Genomic DNA, 22,189 nt, shown 5'->3' with positions numbered 1-22,189 from the left:
CCGGGGTTGCCGCGGGGCCGGGACCCCTCCTGGCGGGCGGGCGCGGCCGGTGGCCGGGGGCCGTGTCCGTGCGGTGCTCCGGAGCTCGTGGCATACCGTCTGGTGGCGTCCCGGCAGTCATGTTTTACGATCCGTCCCATGACTGACGGTACGGATCGCGCGAACACTCCCCAGCAGGACCCCTCGGCGGGGCAGGGGGGCTATGGATACCCCCAGGGGACGCCCGGCGGTTACGGGTTCCCGCAGCAGCCCGGGCAGCCCAATCCGTACCAGCAACCGCTGCCCCAGCCCGGGCCTGCCGGAGAGCCGCCGCATTACTCCCAGGCACCCCAGGCACCCCAGCCGCAGCCGGTGCCTTCTCCGGCCGGGTTCACGCCTTCTCCCCAGCCCGACTGGCAGGCGCTGGCGGACCGTTCGGAGTCGCAGCTGCGGACGCGCAAGCGGATATGGATGATCGCCATCGGGGTGGCGGCCTGCGGTCTCGGCGTCGGCGCCGGGTTCTTCATCCTGGACAAGGGCGACAAGGACGGTCCGGGCCCCGGCCCTTCGCAGTCGGCGACCGCCGCCCCCGGAGGGGACCCCTCGGACGCCAACGCGCCCACCGTGCCGGGCGAGCCGAACCTGCTGCGCGACCGCTCCGGCCAGATCAACATCGCGCTCAGCCCCGACGCCGTTCTCGGCAAGGTGGACAACGGCAACGTGCTGCGCCTGCGCAGCAACGGCAACTCCTACGCGCAGGCCGCCGAGCAGGTCGTCGACGCGTCCAAGAGCTTCACGGTCTCCGCCTGGGTCTACAACGAGGCCGACGCCGGCTCGCGGTTCGCCATCAGCCAGGGCGACGGCGCCTCGTACTCCTTCGAGCTGGGCCGCGAGGACAGCAACGGCAAGAAGTCGTGGGTGTTCCGGATGCAGACCGACCAGAAGGGCGCGGCCTCGACCGCCGTGGGCGCGGTCTCCGACGGGTTCAACACCGTCCGCACCTGGGCCCTGCTGACCGGCGTGTACGACGCCCAGGCCAAGACGCTGACGCTGTACGTCGACGGCAAGGAGGCCGGCCGCGCCCCGGTGGCGGCCGCCTGGGCGGGCCAGGGGCCGCTGCAGCTGGGCCGCTCCCGCCACCACGGGATCTGGAGCGGGCCGTGGGCGGGTGTCATCGGTCACGTGCTGGTGTGGGACAAGCCCCTGACCGCGGATCAGGTTCTCGCCCTGAAGGGCGGAAAGCTGGACAAGGAGATCAAGCCTGTCGGTTCGTGGCTCATCGGTTGATCCTTTTCCGCACGGATTTGCACCGATTCGATCATCACGGGCAGATCACCCTGGTGGATCGTCGTCTCACTAGTCGGATAAGGTCACCGCTGGCCCGGATACCGGGTTGACGTCCGTAGCAGTGAACACCCAGCAGACCGCCCGGCTTGACGTGTGCGGCCGAGACTCCACGATGTGAAGGCCCTCAGTTGCCGCGGCGCTCGTACGGCCGTAGTCCTTGTCCGGCACCGGGGGATGAATTGAATACGCTTTCCGTCGTGATTCCGGCGCTCAATGAGGCGCCCAACCTGCCCACCGTGATGAACTCCGTTCCCACGGGCGCGCTCCGTGCCCTGGGCTGGGAGACCGAGGTCATCGTCGTGGACAACGCCTCCACCGACGACACCGCAGCGGTGGCCGCCTCGCTCGGCGCCATCGTCGTCTCCCAGCCGGAGCGGGGCTACGGCAACGCCTACCACGCCGGGTTCCGCGCGGCGAAGGGCGATGTCATAGCCACCGGCGACGCCGACTGCACCTACCCGTTCGACCACCTGCCCGAGCTGCTGGGCACCCTGGCCGAGGCCGACGTCGAGTTCATGACGACCAATCGGCTCCGCCGGGAGAACCGCTCGGCGATGAAGCGGTCCCACACCGTCGCCAACCACGCCCTGAGCGCCCTGAGCCGGGCCCTGTTCCGCAACGGACTGCGCGACTCGCAGTCCGGTATGTGGGTCTTCCGGCGCTACGTCTGGGACGGCGTCGACGTGAAGTCGACGGGCATGGCCTTCTCCCAGGAGATCAAGAACGCCGCCACCCGGGCCGGCTACCGCTACCTCGAAGTGCCCATCGAGTACCGCAACCGCCAGGGCCAGGTGAAGCTCAACGCGCTGCCCGACGGCATGGCCAACCTGCGTCAGCTCTTCGAGCACCGCTTCCGCCGGCCCAGTGAGGACCGCTCCACGCGCTACGAACGGCGGCACACCCCGGCATGAGGAAGCGTCTGATCCGGGCGGCCCTGGCGTTCGTCGTGGCCGCCGGCCTGTGCGCGGGCGCCTGGTCGCTGCCGCCCGTGCGGGGCGTCCTCCTGGACTCGTTCACCCGTCGGCAGGCCGCCTTCATCGAGCTCTACTTCACCGAGAACCCGCGCTTCGACGGAGCGAGCGTCCTCGTTCCCTTCGCCGTGAACGACCGCGGTTCCGGTGCCCGCTCGCTGGTGGCGACGCTCACCGTCGAGGCCGCGAACGGCAAGGTGCTGGCGACCGAGACCTACCCCGTCGAACCCCACCAGGGCGCCGCGGTCCCGGTCACGGCGCGGGTCCGCGCCAAGGGGGCCGACGTCGCCCTGGTCCGGGTCTCGCTGACCGGGCATCCCCAGACCCTTCACTTCCGCTTCGGCCCGCCCCCGGAACTCTGATGCGCACCGTTCTCCAGATCACCCCCTACTACCCCCCGCACCTCGGCGGCCTCGAGCGCGTCGTGCTGCACCTGTCCCGCCGCCTCGCCGAACGCCACGACGTCCGCGTCGTCACCACCACGCTGGGCTCCGGCGGCGCGCCGCGGCGGGCCCGGGAGGAGGGTGTGGCCGTACGCAGGCACCGCGCCACCGAGTTCGCGCACACCGCGATCGCACCCGGGCTGCTCGGCTCGCTCCTGGCCGCGCCGCGCGGCGCCGTTCTGCACGCGCACTGCGCGCACGCCCTCCTGCCGGAGACCGTGGCGCTCGCCGCCCGGCTGCGCCGGCAGCCGTTCGTGCTCCACTTCCACCTCGACGTGGACGCCAGCGGACGCCTCGGCCGACTCCTGCCCGCCTACAAGAAGCACGTCTTCGGACGCGTGGCACGCGCCGCAGCGGCGGTCATCGTGCTGACCGAGCAGCAGGCTCGCTTCGTCGAGGAGACCTACCGGGTGCCGCCCGCGCGCGTGCACGTGGTGCCCAACGGAGTCGGCCCGGAGTTCTTCCGGCCCGCCCCCGACCCCTGCCCTGCCGCTGACCCATCCACCGACCCGGCCGGCGCGGACGCCTCCGCCACCCGGCCCCTGCGCCTGCTCTACGTCGGCCGCCTCAGCGCCCAGAAGAACCTCGCGCGCCTGCTCGACGCGATCAGCCTGGTCGACTCCCCGGTCAGGCTCCGCGTCGTCGGCGGCGGCGAACTCGACGCCGACCTGCGCGCCCGGGCCGACCGCCTCGGCCTGGACGAGCGCGTCGAGTTCACCGGGCCCCTGCACGGTACGGACCTCCTCGCCGCCTACGCCGACGCCGACGCCTTCGTCCTGCCCTCCGACCGCGAGGGCATGCCCCTCGCCGCACTGGAGGCCATGGCGGGCGCCCTCCCGGTCCTGGCCACCGACGTACCCGGCAACACGGAACTGCTCCACGACGTCGGCCTGCTGGCCGCACCGGAGCCGGCCGCGCTCGCCGCCGCGGTGGACCGCCTCGCGGCCGACCCCGGCCTGCGCAGCCTGCTGGCCGGCCGCAGCGCGGAGCGGGCCCGCCGTCACACGTGGGAGGAAGTCGCCCGGCAGGTGGAGCTCGTGTACCGGAAAGCAGGGATATGAACCCGCCCCACTGGCTGCGCGGACGACTCGGTGTCCTGCTGAGCCTCGGCCCCGCCTGCGCCGTCGAGACGCTGCCCGGCGTCCCCGCCCTCCTGCTCGCGCCGGTCGGCCTGTGGCTGCTCTTCGCCGCCCCCGTACTGCTGCTGCGCGGACTCACCGACAAGGTGGTCTCCACCCGCAGCGGCTCCCTCATGCTGGCGGCCGGCCTCGCCGTGCTCCTCGACATCCTCGTGGCGCTGGGCGTCAACACCCTGCTGCCGCTGCTCGGCGTGGAACGGCCCCTGACCCGGCTGGTCCTTGCCTCGGCGACGACCGTCGTGCTCCTCGTCCTCGGAATCCTCGCCCCCCAGTCGCAACGGCCCCTCCTTCGCGGCGCACCCCTGCGCGGCGCCCGCCCGGTGGCCTGGGTGTCCGCCGTCGCGCTGCTGCTCGCCGTGGCCGGTCCCATCAGGCTCAACAACGGCCTGGGCGGCGGCGTCAGCACGGCCGCCCTGGTCCTCGTCGCAGCGCTGGTCGTCCTTCTGCTGGTGCGCCACGGCCGCTCCTCCGCGGTCGTACTGGAGGCCGGGATCTACGTGGCCTCCGCCACCCTGCTGCTGCTCACCTCCCTGCGCGGCTGGTACATCACCGGGCACGACATCCAGCGCGAGTACCTCTACTTCCGGCTCACCCTCGGCGGCGAGTTCTGGGACATCTCGGCCTACACCGACCCCTACAACGCGTGCCTGAGCATCACCCTGCTCCCGGTCAGCGTGTTCCGGCTCACGGGCATCGAGGACATCTACGTCTTCAAGGCCGTCCTGCCCCTGCTGTTCGCCCTGACTCCGGTGCTGGTCCACCGCGCGGTGCGCCATGTGGCGTCCCCGCTCGTGGCGCTGCTCTCCGCCGTGTTCTTCATGGCGTTCCCCACCTTCTTCACCGACATGCCGTTCCTGGGCCGGCAGGCCATCGCCTTCCTGCTCCTGGCCTGCGCCATGCTCGTCCTGACGGATTCCCGGCGCCCGCTGCCCCTGCGGCGCGTCATGTTCACCGTGCTGCTGGCCGGAGTGGTCCTGTCGCACTACTCGACGATCTACGTGATCGTCGGCACCCTGGCGACCGCGTTCATCGTGGACAAGACCTGGCGGCTGGCCTCGCGCCGGGGCCGCGCCCGTCCGCACCGCGCCCGCGGCCACGACCACATGCGGACCTTCCTGACCTGGTGGACCGTGGCCGTACCGGCCGTTCTCGCCCTGCTCTGGGCGGGTCCGCTCACCCACACCGGCGGCCAGCTCGAAAGCACCCTGCGCGTCGTCGCGAGCGACCTCTTCGGGTCCGGCGACGCCCGCGGCGGCTCCTCCGACACCCGCTACAGCCTTTTCGGCGGCGCCGGAGTCACCCCCGAGGAGCGGCTCGCCGAGTACCGCGAGGACACCATCGGCTACACCCGGGCGGACCGCGCCGAAGGCAAGTACCTGCCGCTGGAGGGTCTCTCGAAGTACCCCACGCCCGTGGCCGAGAAGGAGAACCTGCCGCTGACCCCCGTCGGCCGGGCGCTGGACACCGTAGGCATCGGCGTGCCCGCCCTGAACGGAGTGCTGCGCCAGGCCGCCGCCCTGCTGCTCCAGGTCCTGGTCCTGGTCGGGTTCGTGATCGCCCTGCGCGGCCGCCGGAGCCCGTTCACGCCCGTCCGCGACCAGACCACCCTGACCGTGGGCGCCCTCGCGATGATGGGCCTGTTCACACTGGTGCCGCAGCTGTCGGTCGACTACAGCGTGCTCCGCGCCTTCCAGCAGGGCCTGCTGTTCTTCGCACCGTTCATCGCGGCCGGCGCCCTGTGGGCGGTGCGCTGGGCGGGCCACCGGGCCGTCCCCGTGCTGTGCGTCCTCGTCGCCGGGCTGCTGCTCGACCTGACCGGGGCCGTCCCCAAGGCACTCGGCGGCTACCCCGCGCAGCTCGCGCTCAGCAATTCCGGCCCCTCCTACGACATCTACTACCCGCACGCCGAGGACCGCCGGGCCGCCATGTGGCTCAACCAGCGGGCGGCGGGCGACGACCTCGTCGTCCAGACCGACCGGTACTCCTTCAGCCGGCTGCAGACCCTCTTCACCGTCCGCACGCAGGACAGCGTCCACCCCGCGCTGCTGCGCTCGCAGTCGTACGTCCTGCTGGGATCCACCCCCACCCGCAAGGACGAGGTCACCGTATTCTTCCGGGGCGACCTCGTGACGTACCGGTATCCGCGCGAGCTCCTCGACACCACGCGCAACCTGATCTACAGCAATGAAGGGGCCGTGATCTACCGGTGAGAAACGTCCGGCGCCGGCCCCGGGTCCTGCTCGTCAGCCACTACTACCCGCCGCACCTGGGCGGCATCGAGAACGTCGTCCGCAACGAGGCGCTGCACCTGGCCCGGCACGGCGCCGACGTCACCGTCCTCACCAGCGGCGACCGCGCCGGAACGCACGACGAGGACGGCGTCCGCGTCGTACGCGTCGCCGCGTCCAACGTCGTGGAGCGCCGGTCGGGCGTCCCCTTCCCGCTGTTCTCGCCCGCCCTGCTGCCCACCGCCCTGCGCTGGGCCCGCCACGCCGACGTCGTCCACGTCCACGACTGCCTCTACGCCTCCTCCTGGGCGGCCGGACTCGCCGCGGCCGTCACCCGGACCCCCACCGTGGTGACCCAGCACGTCGGCCTGGTGGCGCACCCCTCGGCCCTCGTACGCGCCGTCCAGCGGGTCGTCTACGCGGTCGCGGGCAGGCCCCAGCTCCGCCGCGCCCGCCGGGTGCTCACCCTCAACGCCGACGTGGCCGCGTTCGTCCGGAAGCTGGGCGCCCGCGCCGAGGCCCGCCACCACCTCGCCAACGGTGTGGACACCGGCCTGTTCCGGCCGCCCGCCGACCCGGCGGAGCGCGCCGCGGCCCGTGCGCGGCTCGGTCTGCCGGCCGGACGCACCCTGGTGCTCTTCGCGGGCCGGCTCGTCCCCAAGAAGGGGTACGGCCTCCTCCTCGACGCCCACGCCGGTGACTCCGCTGGCTCCGGCGATGCCCTCGACAACCGCGACGGCCACGCCGCCGCCTACGACCTCGTCTTCGCCGGTGACGGTGACAGCGCGGCCCTCACCGGGCGCTCCGGCGTCCACCACCTCGGCACCCTGTCCGCCGAGGACCTCGCCGACGCCTACCGCGCGTGCGACATCTTCGCCCTGCCCTCCACCGCCGAGGGCTTCCCGCTGACCGTCCAGGAGGCCATGGCCTCCGGCCTGCCCGTCGTCACGACCGACGACCCCGGCTACGCCCCGTACGGCCTGGACCGCGGGGTCGCCCTGCTGGTGCCCCGCACCGTCCCCGCACTGCGCGCCGCGCTCGACGCGCTGGTCGCGGACCCCGCCGGGCGGGCGGAGACGGGCGCCGCCGCCCGCGCGTTCGCCGAGGCGTCCTTCGGCTGGGACCGGCACGTCACGGCGCTGCTCGGGCACTACCGGGACGTCGGCCGTGGGTAGGCACGCCCGGCCCGCGGACCAGATGTTCCGGAGCTCGTTCTTCCTGCTGGCGTCCACCGTCACGACGGCCGGGCTGAGCTTCCTCTTCTGGGTGGTCGTGGCCCGCTTCTACCCGCCCGAGCAGGTCGGGCTGGCCACCTCGCTGATCTCCGCGACCTCGCTGCTCTCCTACCTCAGCATGTTCGGCCTCAACAGCACCCTGATCCGGTTCCCCGCCGAGGGCACGGCCCGCAACGGCCAGATCACCCAGTCCACGGCCCTGGTGCTGCTGGTCTCCTGCGCCGCCGCAGGGATCTACCTGCTCGGGCTGCCCTGGTACGGGCACAAGCTGCTCTTCGTCCGCGACCACCCGCTCCTCGCCGCCCTGTTCGTGCTGTCCTGCACCTGTGCCTCGCTGAACCTCCTGGTCAAGTCGGTCTTCATCAGCGCCCGCATGGCGCAGTACAACGTGCTGTTCGACGGGATCCTCCAGGGCCTCGCCAAACTCGCCGCGCCCGCCGCCCTCGTCGGGTTCGGCGCGGCCGGCATCCTCGGCTCGGCGGGCATCGGCTACGCGGTCGCCGGAGCGGCGGCCCTGATCCTGCTCCGGCGCCGCCTCGGCTTCCGGTTCGACTTCCGCACCCGGGGGACCCGGCTGCGCGAACAACTCCGCTTCTCCGTCGCCAGCTACGTCTCCAGCCTGATCAACCTGGCGCCCGTCCTCGTCACTCCGCTGATCGTGCTCCAGAAGCTGGGCGCCGCCGAAGCCGGCTACTACTTCGTCGCCTTCCAGATCGCGGCCCTCCTGAACTCCGTCTCCACCGCCGTGGGTGAGGCCGTCTTCGCCGAGGTCTCCTCCGACCCGTCGCGGTTCGGTGAACTACTGCGCCGCTCCGCGAAGATCATCGCCGCCGTGCAGGTACCTGCCGTCGCCGTCGTCGCGGCCGGCAGCGGGCTGCTCCTGCTGGTGTTCGGGGGCGGCTACACGACGGCCGCGAGCGGGCTGCTCAGCGTGCTCGCCGTCGCCGCCCTCGCCGTCGCCCTCAACACCTGGGCGTGTTTCGGGCTGAAGCTGGCCCAGCGGATGAAGCAGCTCATCACCGCCAACGCCATCCTCGCGTGCACCACCATCGGCCTGTCCGCGTGGTGGGCGCCGCGCGGGCTGGTCTGGGTCGGCTGCGCCTGGGGCATCGGCAACCTGGCCGCCGGACTGTTCGCCACCGCCGCGCTGCTGCGCGGCCGGCCCTCCGCGCCCCGCCCGCCGGAGCCGGACGTCGACCCCGGACCCGCCTGGTCCCCCGTGGACACCATTCAGCTGCGCGCCGTGCGCCTGCCCGGGCCGACGGCCCCGCCCGCGCCGTCCGCCGCCGCATCACCTGCCGCACCACCAGCCGAGAGGTACCGCCCGTGAAGATCGTGGTGATCAACGCCTACGTCCGGGAGAACGCGGGCGACGCCGCGCTGCTCTCCGTCTGCCTGCGCCAGATCCGCGAGGCGTTCCCCGGCGCCGAGGTCCGCGTCGCCGGCATGGAGGATCCCGCCGTCCACCCCGCCTTCGAGGACGCCCCGAACCTCGGCTCGATCCGCCGCCACGTCGCCGACGGAACCGCTTCGCTGTCCCGCCGGATCCTGCGGAAGGTGTGCGTCGGCGCGGCCGCCGCCGGCCTCCTCCTGCTGCCCCGCACCGCGGCCGGTCTCCTGCGCAGGGCGCTGCCCGCCGAGGCCCGGCGCGAAGCCGACGCCCTGGCCGACGCGGACCTGGTCGTGTCCAACGGAGGCGCGTACGTCCTGGCCCGCCCGGGGCTCGACGGCCACCAGAACGTCTTCTTCGTCCTGCTGCCCGTCCTGCTCGCCCAGCGAGCCGGCGTGCCCGTCGTCTTCGCGCCGCAGTCCTACGGTCCGTTCCCCTCGCCCGTCCAGCGGCGCCTGGTCGCCCGCGCCCTCGGCCGGTCCCCGCTCGTCCTGGCCCGCGAGGACGTCAGCGTGGCCCAGCTGCGCGGATGCGGCCTGCCGGACGCGGCCGTCACCCGGGGCGTCGACTCGGGCTTCGCGTTCGCCCCGCCGCCGTCCTCCGACTGGCGGGCCCGGCTCGGCGTCGGACCGGAGCAGCGGCTGGTCGGGGTCACGGCCAGGCGCTGGCTGGCCCCGGCCGCCCAGGACGCGTACGAACGGGCCCTGGCCGCGACGATCGACGCCGTCCAGGCCACCGGAGCCCGCGTCGTGCTGATCCCGCAGGTCAGCACCGACTACCTGGGCGACGACGACCGCATCGTGGAGCGCCGGATCGCCGCCCACTGCACCGCGGCGCCCCTGCTGATCGAGGACCGGGTGGACTACCGCGACCTCAAGGGCGTCTACGGCGAGTGCGCCCTGCTGATCGGTACCCGCTTCCATTCGGTGATCTTCTCCCTGACCAGCGGCGTGCCCTGCGTGGCCATCGAGTACGAGCACAAGACCCGCGGCATCATGGCCGACCTCGGCCTCGGCGCCCACGTGCTGCCCATCGAGGACGTGACCCACGCCCGGCTGTGGGCGCTGGTCGAACCGCTGCTCCAGGACGACTCCGGCTACCGCGAGCAGCTGCGACGCCGCCTGCCCGAATACGTCGCCGAGGCAGGACGCTTCCCCGAGCTGCTGAGGTCGGCCGTGCAGCCGGCCGGCCTGCCGCGGGCCGACCGGTGAACCCCCGCACCGTGGCGGTCGTCGCCCCCTACTACCCGCCGCACCTCGGGGGAGTCGAGCAGTACGCGGCCCGGGTCGCCCGGGCCGTGCACGACGCGCCCGGTCTCGACGCGGTCGTCCTCACCAGCCGCCCCGGGCTGCGCACCCGTACCTCCGTCGAGGACGGGGTGCGGGTCGTCCGGCTCGGCTCCTGGCTCCGGCTGTCCAACACCCCCCTGAGTCCCCTGTGGCCGCTCCAGGTGCGGTACTGGCTGCGCCGCACCGGCGCCGACGTGGTCCACGCCCACGCCCCCGTACCGGGCCTCGGCGACATCGCCGTGGCCGTGGCCGGAGGCCGCCCCGCCGTGCTCACCTATCACGCGGGCTCGATGCTCAAGGGCGGCCCCGGCACCGGCGCCGCGGACCGCCTCATCGGCGTGTACGAACGCCGCGTGCTGCCCCGGGTGTTCGCACGGGCCCGCGCCCTGGTCGCCGTGTCCCCGGTCTCGCTGGCCGCCGGACGGCCGGGAGCACTGGAGATCAGCCCGGGTGTCGACACCGGCCGGTTCACGCCGGGTTCGCCGCCCTCCACCCGCCCCCCGACGCTCCTGTACGTCGGCCGCATGGACCGGTCCTCGGCATGGAAGGGAGTCGACGTCCTCGTCCGCTCCCTGGCCGAAGTACCCGGGGCCCGGCTGCGCCTGGTCGGCGGCGGCGACGCGGTCGCCGACCACCTCGCCCTGGCCGCGTCCCTCGGCCTCGCGGACCGGGTCACCGCGGCGGGCGAACTGACCGGACCCGACCTCGTCCGGGCGGTCCGCGAAGCGGCGGTGCTGGTACTGCCCTCCGTCACCGAGGCCGAGTCGTTCGGCATGGTCCTCGTGGAGGCGATGGCCTGCGGCACCCCCGTGGTCGGCTCGCGGGTCGGCGGCATCCCGTACGTCGTCGAGGACGGGCGGACCGGTCTGCTCGTGCCTCCCGGCGACCCCGGCGCCCTGGCGGGGGCCTGCCGGCGCCTCCTGGAGGACGGCGCCCTGGCGGACCGGCTGGGCGAGGCGGGGCTGCGCAGCGCGCGCGAACGGTTCTCCTGGGACGGCCTGCTGGCCCGGTACGTGGCACTGTTCCGCTCACTGTGACCCCGCCGCGCCGGCCCCCGGTACTGCCCGGGTTACCGGTGCTACCGGGGCTGCTTCTTCACGTACTCCTCGATGGCCGCCCGGAGCGCGGCGAACGCGGGCTTCGCGGAACCGTCGTAGCGGCGCAGCCCGTAGTACTTGGAGTGGCTCTTGTCGTTTCCGGTGGCCGTGTCCTGATGGGCGAACCAGAAGGCGGCCGCCACGTACTTCTCCTTCGCGGCGGTCGGCACGGTGTCGGTGGCGATCCGCGCCTGGAGCTGCTCGGTGACGTGCGTGATGTTCTCAGTCCGCGACTTCTCGTCGGCGGCGGCGTTGCCGGGACCGTTGGTCGGCGCACCCGTCTCCGTCAGCCACACCGGTATGCCGGGTGTTCCGTGCCGCTCGGCGACGCCGACCAGGTTCTCCCCGGCGCTGCTGATCTCCTTGAACACCTTGCCGTCGTGCGGGAGCTGGGGCCAGGCGTAGGGGTGGTAGCTGAGCGCGTCGACCACCTTGTTCCCGCCGAGCCGGCAGACCTGTTCCAGGAAGTCCACGTGGGAGACGTACTTGATCGACTCCCAGGTGCCGACGGCCGCCAGACCGCCCATCAGCACGTACGCCGTCGGATCGGCTTCGCGCAGCGAGGCGACGGTGGACTTCAGCAGGGTCGTGTACGCCTTCGCGTCCGGCTTGGGGTGCCAGAACTGGGGGAGGTTGGGCTCGTTCCAGACCTCCCACGTGTGCACGCCCTGGGGCGCGTAGCGCAGGGCGGCGAGCTTCGCGAACGCGGCGAACTTCTTGGGGTCGGCCGGCGGGCACGTGGGCCGGTGCCCGGTGCAGGACGCGGCCCGTGCCCACCCGGGGGTGTAGGCGACCGTGGCGAGGACGTCGAGGTTGCGTTCGCGGGCGGCCTTGACGATCCGGTCGAAGCGCTGCCACTGGTAGGTGCGCGGGCTGTCCGGCTGGATGTTGTTCCAGGACAGGTCCACCCGGATCCATGTGGTGCCCAGGCCCACCGCGTCGTTGAGGGCGGCGGCCAGGCCGTCGTCGGACTTCCAGGTGAGGGTGTCACCGTAGGAGAGGCCGAGTCGCAGGTCGTGCTCCTTGGGCGGCTCGGGGGGCCGTTGGAATCCGCCGGCGGATGGTGCGTCCGCCTCGGACGCCGGACCCGTCGACGAAGCCGCCGCCACGACCGTCGCGGCGGTCGCCAGGACGAACGAGACGAAGGCGACGACGAGCCGCTGACGTGTACTTGAGTGCCCCACCATGGGGTCAGCCTAAGCCAAGTGTGCGAATGCTCCTCCCCCTCCCGGTCCGGTCCGCGTCCCGCCCGCACTGCGTGCTCACGCTCGACCGCTCTGCGTGTTGCAGGCGGCGGCCAACCCCCTCCGCCGTCGCGTGTACTCAGCCGCTTCCCGACGGCGAGGACCGGTCGGCGGCGCCCACGCGGGCGGCCGCCGCGTGGGCCTGGACGGCGCCGACCAGGGCGCAACCCGCGGCAACCGCCCACACGAACCAGCCCGAGCCCCCGACAGCGGTCCGGTAGGCGGTGACGGCCAGCAGCACCGACGAGGCGGCCAGGCAGGTGACGGAGACGGTCGGCGGCACCGCGCCGAGGGCCTCCGCCTTCGACGCGCGGTCGAACGACCGGCCTGCCCACGCGAACACGACGGCGCCCGTGACGTACGCCGCCACCTCGGACACCACCGAGGACGCGGAGGCACTCGCCGCCGACACCACCACGGCAGCCGTCTGGAGCTGCGTCAGGCCCAGCAGCGTGTACACCACCCTCCCCGCGACCGGCGCGTTCGGCAGGGTCGTGCCGAACCACGAGGCGAGCGTCCAGAACGCGGCCGAGAACGCCATCGCGTTCAGCAGGCCGGGCCAGGTCACCGCGGAGAGGGACGTCAGCTCACCCGCGGCGACGGCGAGGGCCGACACGGCCGCCACGGCGTACCCCCGGCGCACCGGTCCGCCGCCCCGGTGCGGGAAGCGCAGTCCGTGGACGGTGAACAACAGGCCGCCGGCGCCCGCCCCGAGGGCCGGGAGCCAGCCGGGCAGGTCGGCCGCCCCCGCCCGGAGGGCGACGGCGAGCAGGCAGGACGCCGCGAACACCAGGACTCCCATGGCCTGTACGCCGCGAACGGCGAAGACCGGGTAGTGGGCCGGGCGCGGTTTCGTGATCCGCCGGGCGGCCCAGGGGTCGTCCGACTCACCCAGGTCGAAGGCCGCGGACGCGGCTGTGCGCCGGGCCTCGACCTCCTCGCCCGTCGGCGGAAGCGCTCCGCCGTGGGGCGCGTCCTCCTGCTGCGGCCCGTCCCAGAGGGCGGCCAGGTAGGACGACAGGGCGAAAACGACCAGGGCGGCCGTGACGGCAGCGGCGGGCAGGCCCAGCAGTCCGATCGGCACGGGTGACGCCGCCTCGACCCGGGCCTGCAGCGGCCAGAGAGCCGCGGCGACGCCCAGCATCGGCACCGTACCGGCGCCGAGGACGAGCGAGGTGCGCAGTGGCTCCCGCAGGCGGCCGACGACCCCGGCGACGGCCGCCCCGGCGTAGACCAGGCCCGCGCCGACGAACCCGGCGGCCTCCACGGTGTTCCAGGCGTTCGCCTTCGCGTTCGCCTTCCTGCGGGCGACGATCTCCTCGTACGTACCGTTGTTGGATCCGGTGCTGATGCACACGTCGCCCGGGCGCATCGCCCTCCCGTCGCACTCCGGCGATCCGGTGTACGTGGCCCAGGGCGCGTCGTACGCCGCCGTCAGCGCCCAGGCGACGACGAGCCAGCCGACCACGAGCAGGACGGCGCCGAGGATCCGGGACCGGGTGTCCGTCATGGAGTCGGTCACCGCCGGGCCTCCCTGTTCCGCGCATCAGGGCCCTCCCCCGGTCAGCGGCGGATGCCACGGCGCTCGCACGTGCGTTTCGAGCCACATCGTGGCACCGGGTCCCCTCCCGCCGGGGCGGAGAGCAGAGGGGTCACCTGAACGAGCGAGTCCCGCCGGTTCGCCGACGGTGCCGGCCGGCCACCACGCTCACGATGCGCCGACGAGAAGCACTGCGCGATACTCCTCGCATGGAGTGGTACGAGCAGGCACGGGCCGCGAAACAGATCCGGGACTGGGATACGGCCATCGCGTTGGTCAGTGCCCATGCCGAGTGCTACTCCGCCGATTACCACGCACACGACAGCCATCTGTGGCACATGCGTCTACTCGTCTGCGCGGAGCGGTTCACGGAGCTCACGGAACTCGCACTCACGGATGTCCACGCACGTCGCAGACTCAACGGATCGCTCCACGAGCGGGGGATGGACGAGGCGCTGCGCCATCGCGCCGAGGGCGGCGACAGTGGCGCCCTGTACCGGCTCGTGAGGCTGCTGGGCGAGACGGGCCGGCTCCAGCAGGCCTGGGAAGCGGTCCGGTCCCTCGCTCCGCAGGACGAGTACGCGCACCGGTTGGTGGCCGAACTCCGAACGGACCCGGGCGGCCAGGAGCACCCGCCACCCTGCGGGACGTCAGACCATGTCGCCCCCAACCAGGCTGCTCACAGGCCGACTTCGGCCCCACGCGCTTGACGCGCGGTCCGTGGAAGGACAGCCTTGGCCGCAGTTACCGGCAGGTAAGGACGAGGGGGACACGTGGTGGCCATCGACAGGGACGACGCGGCGGGCAGGGAACAGGACCGGGACGACGCGGAGTCGATGTTCCTCGGGGTAGAGCAGCAGGCCGAACAGGTACGCACCGGCAAGGCCACCTCCCGCGCCCTCGTCGAAGCCGCCCTGCGCCGCATCGCCCGCTCCGACCCGGCCCTCGGGGCCTTCCGCATCGTCCTGGCCCGCGAAGCCCTCGCCGAGGCCGACGCGCGGGACGCGCAGGAGCCCCTCGGCCCCCTCCACGGCGTGCCGATCGCGGTCAAGGACGAACTGGACGTCGCCGGGCAGGTCACCACCTTCGGCGGCGCCGCCAACCGCAGCCCCGTCACCGCCGATTCCGAGGCCGTACGCCGCCTGCGCGCCGCCGGGGCCGTCGTCATCGGCAAGACGGCGATGCCCGAGTTCGGCCAGTGGCCCTTCACCGAATCCGCCGCGTACGGACGCACCCTCAACCCGTGGGACACCACCCGCACCCCCGGCGGCTCCAGCGGCGGCAGCGCCGCCGCCGTCGCGGCCGGTCTGGTCCCGGCGGCGCTCGGCGGCGACGGCGGTGGTTCCATCCGCATCCCGGCCGCCTGCTGCGGTCTGTTCGGCCTCAAACCCCAGCGCGGCCGCGTCTCCACCGCCCCCAACGCCCACCTCTGGTACGCCCTCGGCACCGTGGGCCCCCTCACCCGGACCGTGCGCGACTCCGCCCTGCTCTACGACGTCCTCGCCGGCACCACCCCCACCGACCGGTGGAGCGCCGGCCCGGGCCCCGGCCCCGCGGACACCGGCTGGGTACGGGCCCTGGAGACCCCGCCCGGCAGGCTGCGCATCGGCTACTCGGCCAAGCCCGCCGTGCCGGGGGTGCGCCCGCATCCGGAGCACGTCGAAGCCCTGCTGGAGACCGTACGGGCGCTGCGCGAACTGGGCCACGACGTGCGGGAGGTCGACCCCCGCTACCCCGACGCGACGGCCCCGTTCGTCGCCCAGTTCTGCGGCGGCGTCCGGGCGGAGGCCGCCGCGGTCGAGCGCACCGATCTCCTGGAGCGGCGGACCCGCAGCGCCCTCGCGCTGGCCCGGCTGGTGCCCGAGTCCGCCGTGGAGCGCGGGATCAGGGCGGGCGAGCGGCTTGCGGAGCGCGCCGACCGGATGTTCACCACCATGGACCTGCTGGTGACCCCGGTCATCGCCGAGCGGCCCCGCCCGGCGGGCGCACTGGACGGTGCCGGACTGCTGACGGCGATGGTGCGCTCGCGCCCGATGGTCGCCTACACCGCCCTGTGGAACGTCACCGGGCACCCGGCGGCGTCCGTCCCGGCCGGTGTCGGCGCGGACGGTCTGCCGCTCGCCGTGCAGCTGGTCGGCCGCCGCGACGACGAGTTGGGCATCCTGCGGGTGGCGGCGCAGCTGGAGGCCGTCCGGCCGTGGGCGCAGCACCGGCCGCCGCTGCCGACCGGGTGAGGTACCGCCCAGCCCCCTCGGCCCTGTCGTCAAAGTCCCGCCTGGCCCGCAACCGGCGCTACTTCGACGACAGGACCTAGGCTGGAGTCGCGGGACGGATCCAGGAGGCGGCCATGCAGGCTCGGGCCCATCAGCGTTTCCACCTCGACCAGGACGGCCACTCGATCACCGTCGTGCGCAGTCCGGGGCGTGGGCGTACCGAGCTGCTCGTCTACGGCAAGGTGGTGTCCTCCACGCCATCCGAGAGCCGCGCGGTGACGGAACTGCGCGGCGAGCTCACCGACGGCGGCGCACCGCGCCCCTTCACGGTCCGGATCGGGCGCGCCGACATCCCCGGCGGCGCACCGCTCTGCTCGCTGGAGATCGGGGGAACGCGCTCCCTCATGCCGCTCCTGCCCCTTACGCGGAGCGAGGAGTGGCCCGCGGAGCCGACGCCCTCGCCCCGCACTCCGGCCGAGCTCCTTGCGCGCTGGCGCGCCCGCTACGGACGCCACTCACGTCACGAACGCCGCCGGCCCGGCTGATCCCCCCGTGCCCCGACGGTCAGCCGGACCGGCGCGGCCGCCGGCGGCCCCGGCAGGCGCAGCCCCGGACCGCCCGGCGTGATCGAGCCGAGGACGCTCGCGTGCCGGGCGCCGGTGCACGAGGGGACGGTGCCGGGCAGGCCGTGCGCGGTGAGCCAGCCCAGAACGGCGAACGCGTACGCCTCCTTCGCCCCCGCGGGCAGCCCGAGTTCGCCCGAGGACCGCACCGCGCAACCGCCGGCCCCGCCCAGTTCCTCCCGCAGCCGGTCCATCAGCACCGGGTTGCGCGTCCCCCCGCCCGACGCGATCACCTCGGTCGCCCCGAAGGGCCGGATCGCATCGGCCACGGTGCGGGCCGTGAGCCGGGTCAGTGTGGCGACGACGTCCTCGACGGGCAGCGGCCCGCACGAGTCCAGCGCCGAGAGCAGATAGGGCAGGTGGAAGAGCTCCTTGCCCGTCGTCTTCGGCGCCGGACGGGCGTAGTACGGCTCGTCCAGCAGCCTGCGCAACAGCGGTGGGTGGACGGTGCCCCGCGCGGCGAGAACTCCGCCGGCGTCCATCGAGTACGCCGCGTCCGCGGGGTCGCGCCCCGCCAGCGCGCGCACGGCCGCGTCGATGAGCGCGTTCGCGGGTCCGGTGTCGAAGGCCAGCGGTTCTCCCCCGGCCCCCTCCGCGCCGCCCGGTACGACCGTCACGTTCCCGATCCCGCCCAGGTTGAGTGCGACCGGCACCCCGGGCCGGCCCCGCAGCCACATCACGTCGACGACGCTGACCAGCGGCGCTCCCTGTCCCCCGGCCGCCACATCGCGGGTGCGGAATCCGGAGACGACGGGCCGGCCGGTCGCCTCGGCGATCCAGGCCGCCTCGCCGAGCTGGAGCGTGCCGTGCACCCGGCCGTCCTCGGCCCAGTGGAAGACCGTCTGCCCGTGCGAGGCCACCAGGTCGGCCCGTCCGCCGCACAGCTCCTCGTCCGCGCGCACCGCCGCCTCGGCGAAGGCGCGCCCGATGCGGGTGTCGAGCCGGCACACCGTGGCCAGGTCCGCCGCGGCGGGCGGCAGGGCCCCGGCCAGGTCCGCCCGCAGCTCGTCGTCGTAGGCCGTGCTGATCATCCCGAGGGGCGTGAGCACCAGCGTGTCGCCATGGAGGGAGAGGTCGGCGGCGGCCGCGTCGATGGCGTCGTACGACGTGCCGGACATCAGCCCGATCACGCGCAGGCGGCTCACCGCAGCGCCCGCTCGTGGTCGTCCCCGCGCAGCGTCAGCAGTGCGGCGACGCTCACCGCGCAGGTCGCAGCGGCGTAGTAGCCGGGGACGTCGACGTCCCCGGTCCGCTCGGCCACCTCGGTGATGATCAGTCCCGCACAGCCGGCGAACACGGCGTTGGACAGGGCGTACGCCAGCCCGAGCCCGGTGCAGCGCACCCTGGCCGGGAACATCTCGGCCAGCATCGCGGGTCCCGGACCCGCCATCAGGCCGACGCAGGCCCCGGCGGCGAACAGCGCCGCTCCCTTGGCGTACGGCGACCCGTCGGGGTCCTGCACCACGTGCAGCAGCGGGAGCGCGAGCACGGCCACCAGCAGGGCCCCCGCCACCATCACCGCCCGTCGCCCGATCCGGTCGCTGAGCCCGCCGGCGGGCAGGATCGACGCGGCGAACCCCAGGTTCGCCAGGACGGTGCCCAGCAGTGCCTGCTGGAAGGTGGTGCCGAGCGTGCTCTGCAGGTAGGAGGGCAGGACCACCAGGAAGGTGTATCCGGCCGCCGACCAGCCCATCATCCGCCCGATGCCCGACGCCACGGCCCGGACCGTCTCCGCCGAACGACGCCCGGACACAAGGGCGGGCGCCGTGAGGGCGGGCCGCGCCGGGGCCGGCGGCTCGTCCGGGGGCAGCCGCAACCGCAGCCGCAGCGCGACGAGCCCGAGCGGCAGGGTCAGCAGGAAGGGCACCCGCCAGCCCCACCCGTGCAGCTGCGAGGTGGTGAGTACGCTCGCCAGGACCACGGCCACACCGGCGCCCGCGAGCAGGCCGAGCGCGACCGTGAAGGACTGCCAGGCTCCGTACAGGCCCCGGCGGCCCGGTGGCGCGCACTCCGTCATGACCGAGACCGCCCCGCCGAACTCCCCGCCCGCCGAAAGCCCTTGCAGGATCCTCAGCAGCGTCAGGAGCCACGGCGCGGCCGCGCCGATCGAGGCGTACGTCGGCAGCGCGCCGATCATCGCCGTGGCACCGGTCATCAGACAGACGACCAGGACCAGCGCGGGCCGCCGGCCCACCCGGTCACCGAACCGCCCGAACACCGCGGCGCCGACCGGACGGAAGAAGAAGGCCAGGGCGAACGACGCGTACGCCTTGACGAGCCCCTCCACCGCGCTGCCGCCCTCCGGGGTGAAGAACTGCGCCGCGATGACGGTGGCGAAGTAGCCGTAGATCCCGAACTCGTACCACTCGATGAAGTTGCCCACGGATCCCGCCACCAGCGCCCGGCGTGCTTCGTCCGGCCGGGCCGTCGCAGGAGGCCGCACCGGACCGGGGGCGGGAGTGGTCATGGATCAAGCGTGCTGACCGCAGCGCGGCTCCACAAGTGCCGTCCGCCATCTGCCGTACGCCGGTCCCCCGGTCCCCGGTCATGCCGGGTGCTTCCCGTCACGCCACGGGGACCGGCGGTCCGACGGTCCCTACGCGAGGATGCCCGCGCGGGTGGCGAGGTCGAGTGCCGCGTCGAGGCGCGGGGCGGGCCGCCCCTCGGTGTGGCCCGCCGCCAACAGGGCCGCCACGGCGGCCGCGTCGGCCTTGCGTTCCCGCGCGAGCGCCGCGAACCGGGCGACGGCCCCGGTCAGGCTCGCGGGAATCCTGCCCGGCACGTCGAACGAGGACACGGTCAGTCCGAGGAACTCCTCCTCGTCCGCGCCGACCCAGGCGGCGGCCCCCTCCAGTCCGTCCTCCTGCAGCTCGGCCGGGTACGGGATGCGGTGCCAGGCACCGTCCTGCCACCAGTAGACGAAGCCGAAGAGGTTGCCCGCGGCGTCGTCCCGCAGGAGGTCCCAGGGCAGCCAGTCGGGTCCGTCCGCGAGGAAGTCGATCTGCTCGCCGTCGACGTGGGTGTGGCTGCCGTCGGGGTCCTGGCCGCAGAACACCGCGTGTCCCCCGTCCAGTACGGTCAGGCGCCACCAGCCGTCGCCACCGGTGGAGTGGCACCACAGACCGTCGTCGTCCAGGGCGAACTCGGTGCCGGTGGAACAGGCGGTGTCCACCACCGCCATCGTCACCGCCCTGGCCCACAGCAGTTCGGGGTGTTCGAGGTCTTCGGGCCGGCTCGGCGTGTGCATGGTGTGGTCTCCTCCCGGGTGCGGGGCAAGCCTCGCACGTGGGCCCGGGTCGGCCGAAATGCCGATGGCCCTACCGGCTCGGCCGCTGGGAACCTGGTGTACGGCCCTTCGGCCCGCCTCCGACCGTTCCCTCCTGAGCAGGAGCCTCTTGCCATGCTCGTCCTCGACTCCTCCCGCACGAACACCGCGCTGGCCCGGCGCGCCGCACGGCGCTTCCTGCAGGCGAGGTGTCCGTGGGCCGACGTGCACGATGTGCTGCTCGTGGTGAGCGAGCTGCTGGGCAATGCCGTCCGCCACACGGAGGGCGCCTGGCTGCTGAGGATGTCGTGCCGGCAGGAGGGCCTCGTGGTGGAGGTCCACGACGGCAGCCGTACCCTCCCGGCGCCGCGGCCGGGCGACGCCGAGAACGGGGGCGGGTTCGGCTGGGGCATCGTGCAGCAGCTGGCCTCGTCCGTGACCGTACGGCCCCACCGGTCCGGGAAGTCCGTACGGGCCGTCTGGCACCCGGCCCTGCAGGCACAGGCCGCCGCCTGACCGAGATGCATCCAATATATCCTGATTGTCAGGATATGCTGGCTTCATGGCCCCGCGAGAGATGACGCGTACGGCGTTCTACGTACTGACCGCGCTGGCCGACGAGCCCCGGCACGGCTACGGCATCGTCCGGGAGACCACCGCCCTGTCCGAAGGGCAGGTGCAGCTGCGCATCGGGACGCTCTACGGGGTGCTGGACCGGCTGACGGCCGAGGGAGCCATCGAGCTCGACCGCGAGGAGACCCACCGGGGCCGGCTTCGCAAGTACTACCGCCTGACCGGCCGCGGCGAAGCGGCACTCGAGGCGGAGGCCCGGCGGATGGCATCGGGCGCGCAGGCCGCGACCCGGCGACTCGCCTCCCGGATCGGCGCCGGGCAGGCCGACGGCGACACTCTTCCGGCGCGGCCCACGGGCACGGAAGGCGCTCCCTGACCCCGGCGCCCGCATGCTGAGAAGATCCCGCCCCCATCAGGCCCGCCCGCGAGCGGATCACGCCATTGTGCCCGCCTGATCAACTCCCTTACGGGAAGAGCGGGTTACGGTCCGGCCATGTCTTCGAACACACGAACCGCACCGGCTCGGAGCAGCCGACGCGCCCTGCTGCGCACCGCCGTTGCGGGTACGGCGGCCGCCGGAGCGGGTCTGACCCTCGGTGCGGCCTTTCCCGCTCTCGCCACCTCATGGGACCAGGAGGGCGCCGAGCGCGTGAGCACCCCCGCGCAGGCCTTGAGCCGGCTGGTGGCCGGCAACCGGCGGTGGAGGACCCAGGGACAGGAGCACCCGCACGAGTCCGCGTCCCTGCGCCGCCGGCTCGCCCACGGCCAGCAGCCCTTCGCGATCGTGCTGGGCTGCATCGATTCGCGGGTTCCGCCGGAACTGGTCTTCGACCAGGGGCTGGGTGATCTGCTGACGGTCCGGTCGGCGGGTGAGGTGCTAGACGAGGCCGTGCTGGGGAGCATCGCGTACGGGGTTCTGGAGCTGCGCGTACCGCTGGTGCTCGTCCTGGCGCACCAGTCGTGCGGGGCGGTCACCGCGGCGGTCCGCGCCGACGGGACGGGCGAACCGCTCCCCGCTCATGTCCAGTACCTGGCCGATCAGATACGGCCTTCCATCGACCGCAGCACGCAGGGCGAGGCCCGCGTCGACGCGACGATCAACGCCCATGTGCTCAACGTACGGCGCAGACTGGCGGCCGAGCCCGACCTCGCGCGGAGGGTGGCGACGGGCGAACTGGCCGTGCACGCCGCCCGCTACGAGCTGCGCGACCAGCACGTACGCACCCTGACCTGACGGCGGCCCGGGCGCGGGCCCATCCCGGTCGACCTTCCGACCGGGATGAGCCGCGCTTCACGAGCTTCAGGCGTTGACGCAGACGTTGCCGGCAGCCGGGTTGAGCGCGCCGATCACGTTGATGCTGTTGCCGCACAGGTTGATCGGGATGTGGACCGGGATCTGGATCAGGTTGCCCGAAAGCACACCGGGCGAGCCGGCCGCGATGCCCTCCGCGGTGGCGTCCGCCGACGCCGAGGACGCACCGCCGATGACCGCCAGGCCCAGCACCAGGGCAAGGCCCGCACTCTTCAGAACACGCGACACGTGACATCTCCTTGTAACCGCACAGCGATGCCGGAGCACCGCACGGCCCCGAGCGGGGCCGTCGCCCTTTCCT

21 protein-coding genes are annotated in these 22,189 nt (G+C 73.5%); 15 read left to right on the top strand and 6 right to left on the bottom strand.

What is annotated here, in order from left to right; all coding sequences use genetic code 11:
- The first annotated feature begins 138 nt into the window (after nt 1-138).
- From OG753_RS37235 to OG753_RS37195, 9 genes are all read left to right on the top strand, one after another.
- On the top strand, nt 139-1,266 hold the full coding sequence (locus OG753_RS37235) for a LamG domain-containing protein (protein WP_405791872.1): 1,128 nt from the start codon (nt 139-141) through the stop codon (nt 1,264-1,266).
- 257 nt (nt 1,267-1,523) lie between these two features.
- On the top strand, nt 1,524-2,237 hold the full coding sequence (locus tag OG753_RS37230; protein WP_327266174.1) for a glycosyltransferase family 2 protein: 714 nt from the start codon (nt 1,524-1,526) through the stop codon (nt 2,235-2,237).
- Nucleotides 2,234-2,659, top strand: a complete 426-nt coding sequence (locus OG753_RS37225; protein ID WP_405791870.1) for a hypothetical protein — start codon at nt 2,234-2,236, stop codon at nt 2,657-2,659. Before OG753_RS37230 ends, OG753_RS37225 begins: the two co-directional genes overlap by 4 nt.
- A complete protein-coding gene (locus OG753_RS37220) occupies nt 2,659-3,801 on the top strand; it encodes a glycosyltransferase family 4 protein (RefSeq protein ID WP_405791868.1) in 1,143 nt (380 codons plus the stop codon). Before OG753_RS37225 ends, OG753_RS37220 begins: the two co-directional genes overlap by 1 nt.
- On the top strand, nt 3,798-6,089 hold the full coding sequence (locus tag OG753_RS37215) for a DUF2206 domain-containing protein (RefSeq protein ID WP_405791866.1): 2,292 nt from the start codon (nt 3,798-3,800) through the stop codon (nt 6,087-6,089). Before OG753_RS37220 ends, OG753_RS37215 begins: the two co-directional genes overlap by 4 nt.
- Nucleotides 6,086-7,282, top strand: coding sequence for a glycosyltransferase family 4 protein (locus tag OG753_RS37210; protein ID WP_405791864.1), 1,197 nt, complete (start codon nt 6,086-6,088; stop codon nt 7,280-7,282). The genes OG753_RS37215 and OG753_RS37210 overlap by 4 nt, the downstream gene beginning before the upstream one ends.
- Nucleotides 7,275-8,672 carry a lipopolysaccharide biosynthesis protein gene (locus tag OG753_RS37205; protein ID WP_383192470.1) on the top strand — a complete coding sequence of 466 codons (1,398 nt, stop codon included), beginning with the start codon at nt 7,275-7,277 and terminating at the stop codon, nt 8,670-8,672. Before OG753_RS37210 ends, OG753_RS37205 begins: the two co-directional genes overlap by 8 nt.
- Nucleotides 8,669-9,943 (top strand): polysaccharide pyruvyl transferase family protein, encoded by a 1,275-nt coding sequence (locus tag OG753_RS37200; RefSeq protein WP_405791862.1) that lies wholly within the window; start codon nt 8,669-8,671, stop codon nt 9,941-9,943. The genes OG753_RS37205 and OG753_RS37200 overlap by 4 nt, the downstream gene beginning before the upstream one ends.
- Nucleotides 9,940-11,058: a glycosyltransferase family 4 protein gene (locus tag OG753_RS37195; RefSeq protein WP_405791860.1), complete on the top strand. Its 1,119-nt coding sequence runs from the start codon at nt 9,940-9,942 to the stop codon at nt 11,056-11,058. The genes OG753_RS37200 and OG753_RS37195 overlap by 4 nt, the downstream gene beginning before the upstream one ends.
- 41 nt (nt 11,059-11,099) lie before the next feature.
- On the opposite strand, the gene OG753_RS37190 is transcribed toward OG753_RS37195, so the two are convergent.
- Together OG753_RS37190 and OG753_RS37185 are read right to left on the bottom strand one after the other, a co-directional pair.
- Entirely contained in the window at nt 11,100-12,305 is a 1,206-nt protein-coding gene (locus tag OG753_RS37190) for a cellulase family glycosylhydrolase (RefSeq protein ID WP_405791858.1), read from the bottom strand.
- Nucleotides 12,306-12,441: 136 nt separating this feature from the next.
- Entirely contained in the window at nt 12,442-13,884 is a 1,443-nt protein-coding gene (locus tag OG753_RS37185) for a hypothetical protein (protein WP_405791856.1), read from the bottom strand.
- 227 nt (nt 13,885-14,111) lie between these two features.
- On the opposite strand from OG753_RS37185, the gene OG753_RS37180 reads away from it, so the two are divergent.
- The 3 genes from OG753_RS37180 (at nt 14,112) to OG753_RS37170 (ending at nt 16,660) form a co-directional block, all read left to right on the top strand.
- Nucleotides 14,112-14,612, top strand: coding sequence for a hypothetical protein (locus OG753_RS37180; protein ID WP_405791854.1), 501 nt, complete (start codon nt 14,112-14,114; stop codon nt 14,610-14,612).
- A gap of 66 nt (nt 14,613-14,678) precedes the next feature.
- Complete coding sequence (locus tag OG753_RS37175; protein ID WP_327266164.1) at nt 14,679-16,136, top strand: amidase; 1,458 nt, start codon at nt 14,679-14,681, stop codon at nt 16,134-16,136.
- 113 nt (nt 16,137-16,249) lie between these two features.
- Complete coding sequence (locus tag OG753_RS37170) at nt 16,250-16,660, top strand: hypothetical protein (RefSeq protein ID WP_405791852.1); 411 nt, start codon at nt 16,250-16,252, stop codon at nt 16,658-16,660.
- On the opposite strand, the gene OG753_RS37165 is transcribed toward OG753_RS37170, so the two are convergent.
- The 3 genes from OG753_RS37165 to OG753_RS37155 all read right to left on the bottom strand — a co-directional run bounded on the left by OG753_RS37165 (nt 16,636) and on the right by OG753_RS37155 (nt 19,985).
- Nucleotides 16,636-17,874 (bottom strand): anhydro-N-acetylmuramic acid kinase, encoded by a 1,239-nt coding sequence (locus OG753_RS37165; protein WP_405792948.1) that lies wholly within the window; start codon nt 17,872-17,874, stop codon nt 16,636-16,638. The two genes, OG753_RS37170 and OG753_RS37165, sit on opposite strands and share 25 nt — an antisense overlap.
- Nucleotides 17,875-17,879: 5 nt before the next feature.
- Nucleotides 17,880-19,205 (bottom strand): MFS transporter, encoded by a 1,326-nt coding sequence (locus tag OG753_RS37160; RefSeq protein ID WP_405791850.1) that lies wholly within the window; start codon nt 19,203-19,205, stop codon nt 17,880-17,882.
- Nucleotides 19,206-19,334: 129 nt separating this feature from the next.
- Nucleotides 19,335-19,985, bottom strand: coding sequence for a hypothetical protein (locus OG753_RS37155; RefSeq protein ID WP_405791848.1), 651 nt, complete (start codon nt 19,983-19,985; stop codon nt 19,335-19,337).
- A gap of 153 nt (nt 19,986-20,138) precedes the next feature.
- Here OG753_RS37155 and OG753_RS37150 point away from each other — a divergent pair, with 153 nt between their 5' ends.
- The 3 genes from OG753_RS37150 to OG753_RS37140 all read left to right on the top strand — a co-directional run bounded on the left by OG753_RS37150 (nt 20,139) and on the right by OG753_RS37140 (nt 21,810).
- The gene (locus OG753_RS37150; protein ID WP_405791846.1) at nt 20,139-20,519 is read left to right on the top strand and encodes an ATP-binding protein; all 381 of its coding nucleotides are present in this window, start codon (nt 20,139-20,141) and stop codon (nt 20,517-20,519) included.
- A gap of 46 nt (nt 20,520-20,565) precedes the next feature.
- A complete protein-coding gene (locus OG753_RS37145; protein WP_405791844.1) occupies nt 20,566-20,952 on the top strand; it encodes a PadR family transcriptional regulator in 387 nt (128 codons plus the stop codon).
- A gap of 117 nt (nt 20,953-21,069) precedes the next feature.
- Nucleotides 21,070-21,810, top strand: coding sequence for a carbonic anhydrase (locus OG753_RS37140; RefSeq protein ID WP_327266159.1), 741 nt, complete (start codon nt 21,070-21,072; stop codon nt 21,808-21,810).
- 66 nt (nt 21,811-21,876) lie between these two features.
- Here the strand turns inward: OG753_RS37140 and OG753_RS37135 are convergent, their stop codons facing one another.
- On the bottom strand, nt 21,877-22,116 hold the full coding sequence (locus tag OG753_RS37135) for a chaplin (RefSeq protein WP_327266158.1): 240 nt from the start codon (nt 22,114-22,116) through the stop codon (nt 21,877-21,879).
- Nucleotides 22,117-22,189 lie beyond the last annotated feature (73 nt).

Origin of the sequence: Streptomyces sp. NBC_00029 (genome assembly GCF_045160505.1) — a bacterium.
Taxonomy (GTDB): domain Bacteria; phylum Actinomycetota; class Actinomycetes; order Streptomycetales; family Streptomycetaceae; genus Streptomyces.
The sequence above is the reverse complement of the archived record's forward strand: the minus strand, read 5'-3'. Positions and strand labels throughout refer to the sequence as shown.

Excerpts from the sequence above, each read along its gene's own strand:
- OG753_RS37235 (WP_405791872.1), top strand. The coding sequence starts at position 139 with ATGACTGACGGTACGGATCGCGCGAACACTCCCCAGCAGGACCCCTCG.
- OG753_RS37225 (WP_405791870.1), top strand. The coding sequence starts at position 2,234 with ATGAGGAAGCGTCTGATCCGGGCGGCCCTGGCGTTCGTCGTGGCCGCC.
- OG753_RS37220 (WP_405791868.1), top strand. The coding sequence starts at position 2,659 with ATGCGCACCGTTCTCCAGATCACCCCCTACTACCCCCCGCACCTCGGC.
- OG753_RS37215 (WP_405791866.1), top strand. The coding sequence starts at position 3,798 with ATGAACCCGCCCCACTGGCTGCGCGGACGACTCGGTGTCCTGCTGAGC.
- OG753_RS37190 (WP_405791858.1), bottom strand. The coding sequence starts at position 12,305 with ATGGTGGGGCACTCAAGTACACGTCAGCGGCTCGTCGTCGCCTTCGTC.
- OG753_RS37180 (WP_405791854.1), top strand. The coding sequence starts at position 14,112 with ATGGAGTGGTACGAGCAGGCACGGGCCGCGAAACAGATCCGGGACTGG.
- OG753_RS37170 (WP_405791852.1), top strand. The coding sequence starts at position 16,250 with ATGCAGGCTCGGGCCCATCAGCGTTTCCACCTCGACCAGGACGGCCAC.
- OG753_RS37160 (WP_405791850.1), bottom strand. The coding sequence starts at position 19,205 with ATGACCACTCCCGCCCCCGGTCCGGTGCGGCCTCCTGCGACGGCCCGG.
- OG753_RS37155 (WP_405791848.1), bottom strand. The coding sequence starts at position 19,985 with ATGCACACGCCGAGCCGGCCCGAAGACCTCGAACACCCCGAACTGCTG.
- OG753_RS37150 (WP_405791846.1), top strand. The coding sequence starts at position 20,139 with ATGCTCGTCCTCGACTCCTCCCGCACGAACACCGCGCTGGCCCGGCGC.
- OG753_RS37145 (WP_405791844.1), top strand. The coding sequence starts at position 20,566 with ATGGCCCCGCGAGAGATGACGCGTACGGCGTTCTACGTACTGACCGCG.
- OG753_RS37140 (WP_327266159.1), top strand. The coding sequence starts at position 21,070 with ATGTCTTCGAACACACGAACCGCACCGGCTCGGAGCAGCCGACGCGCC.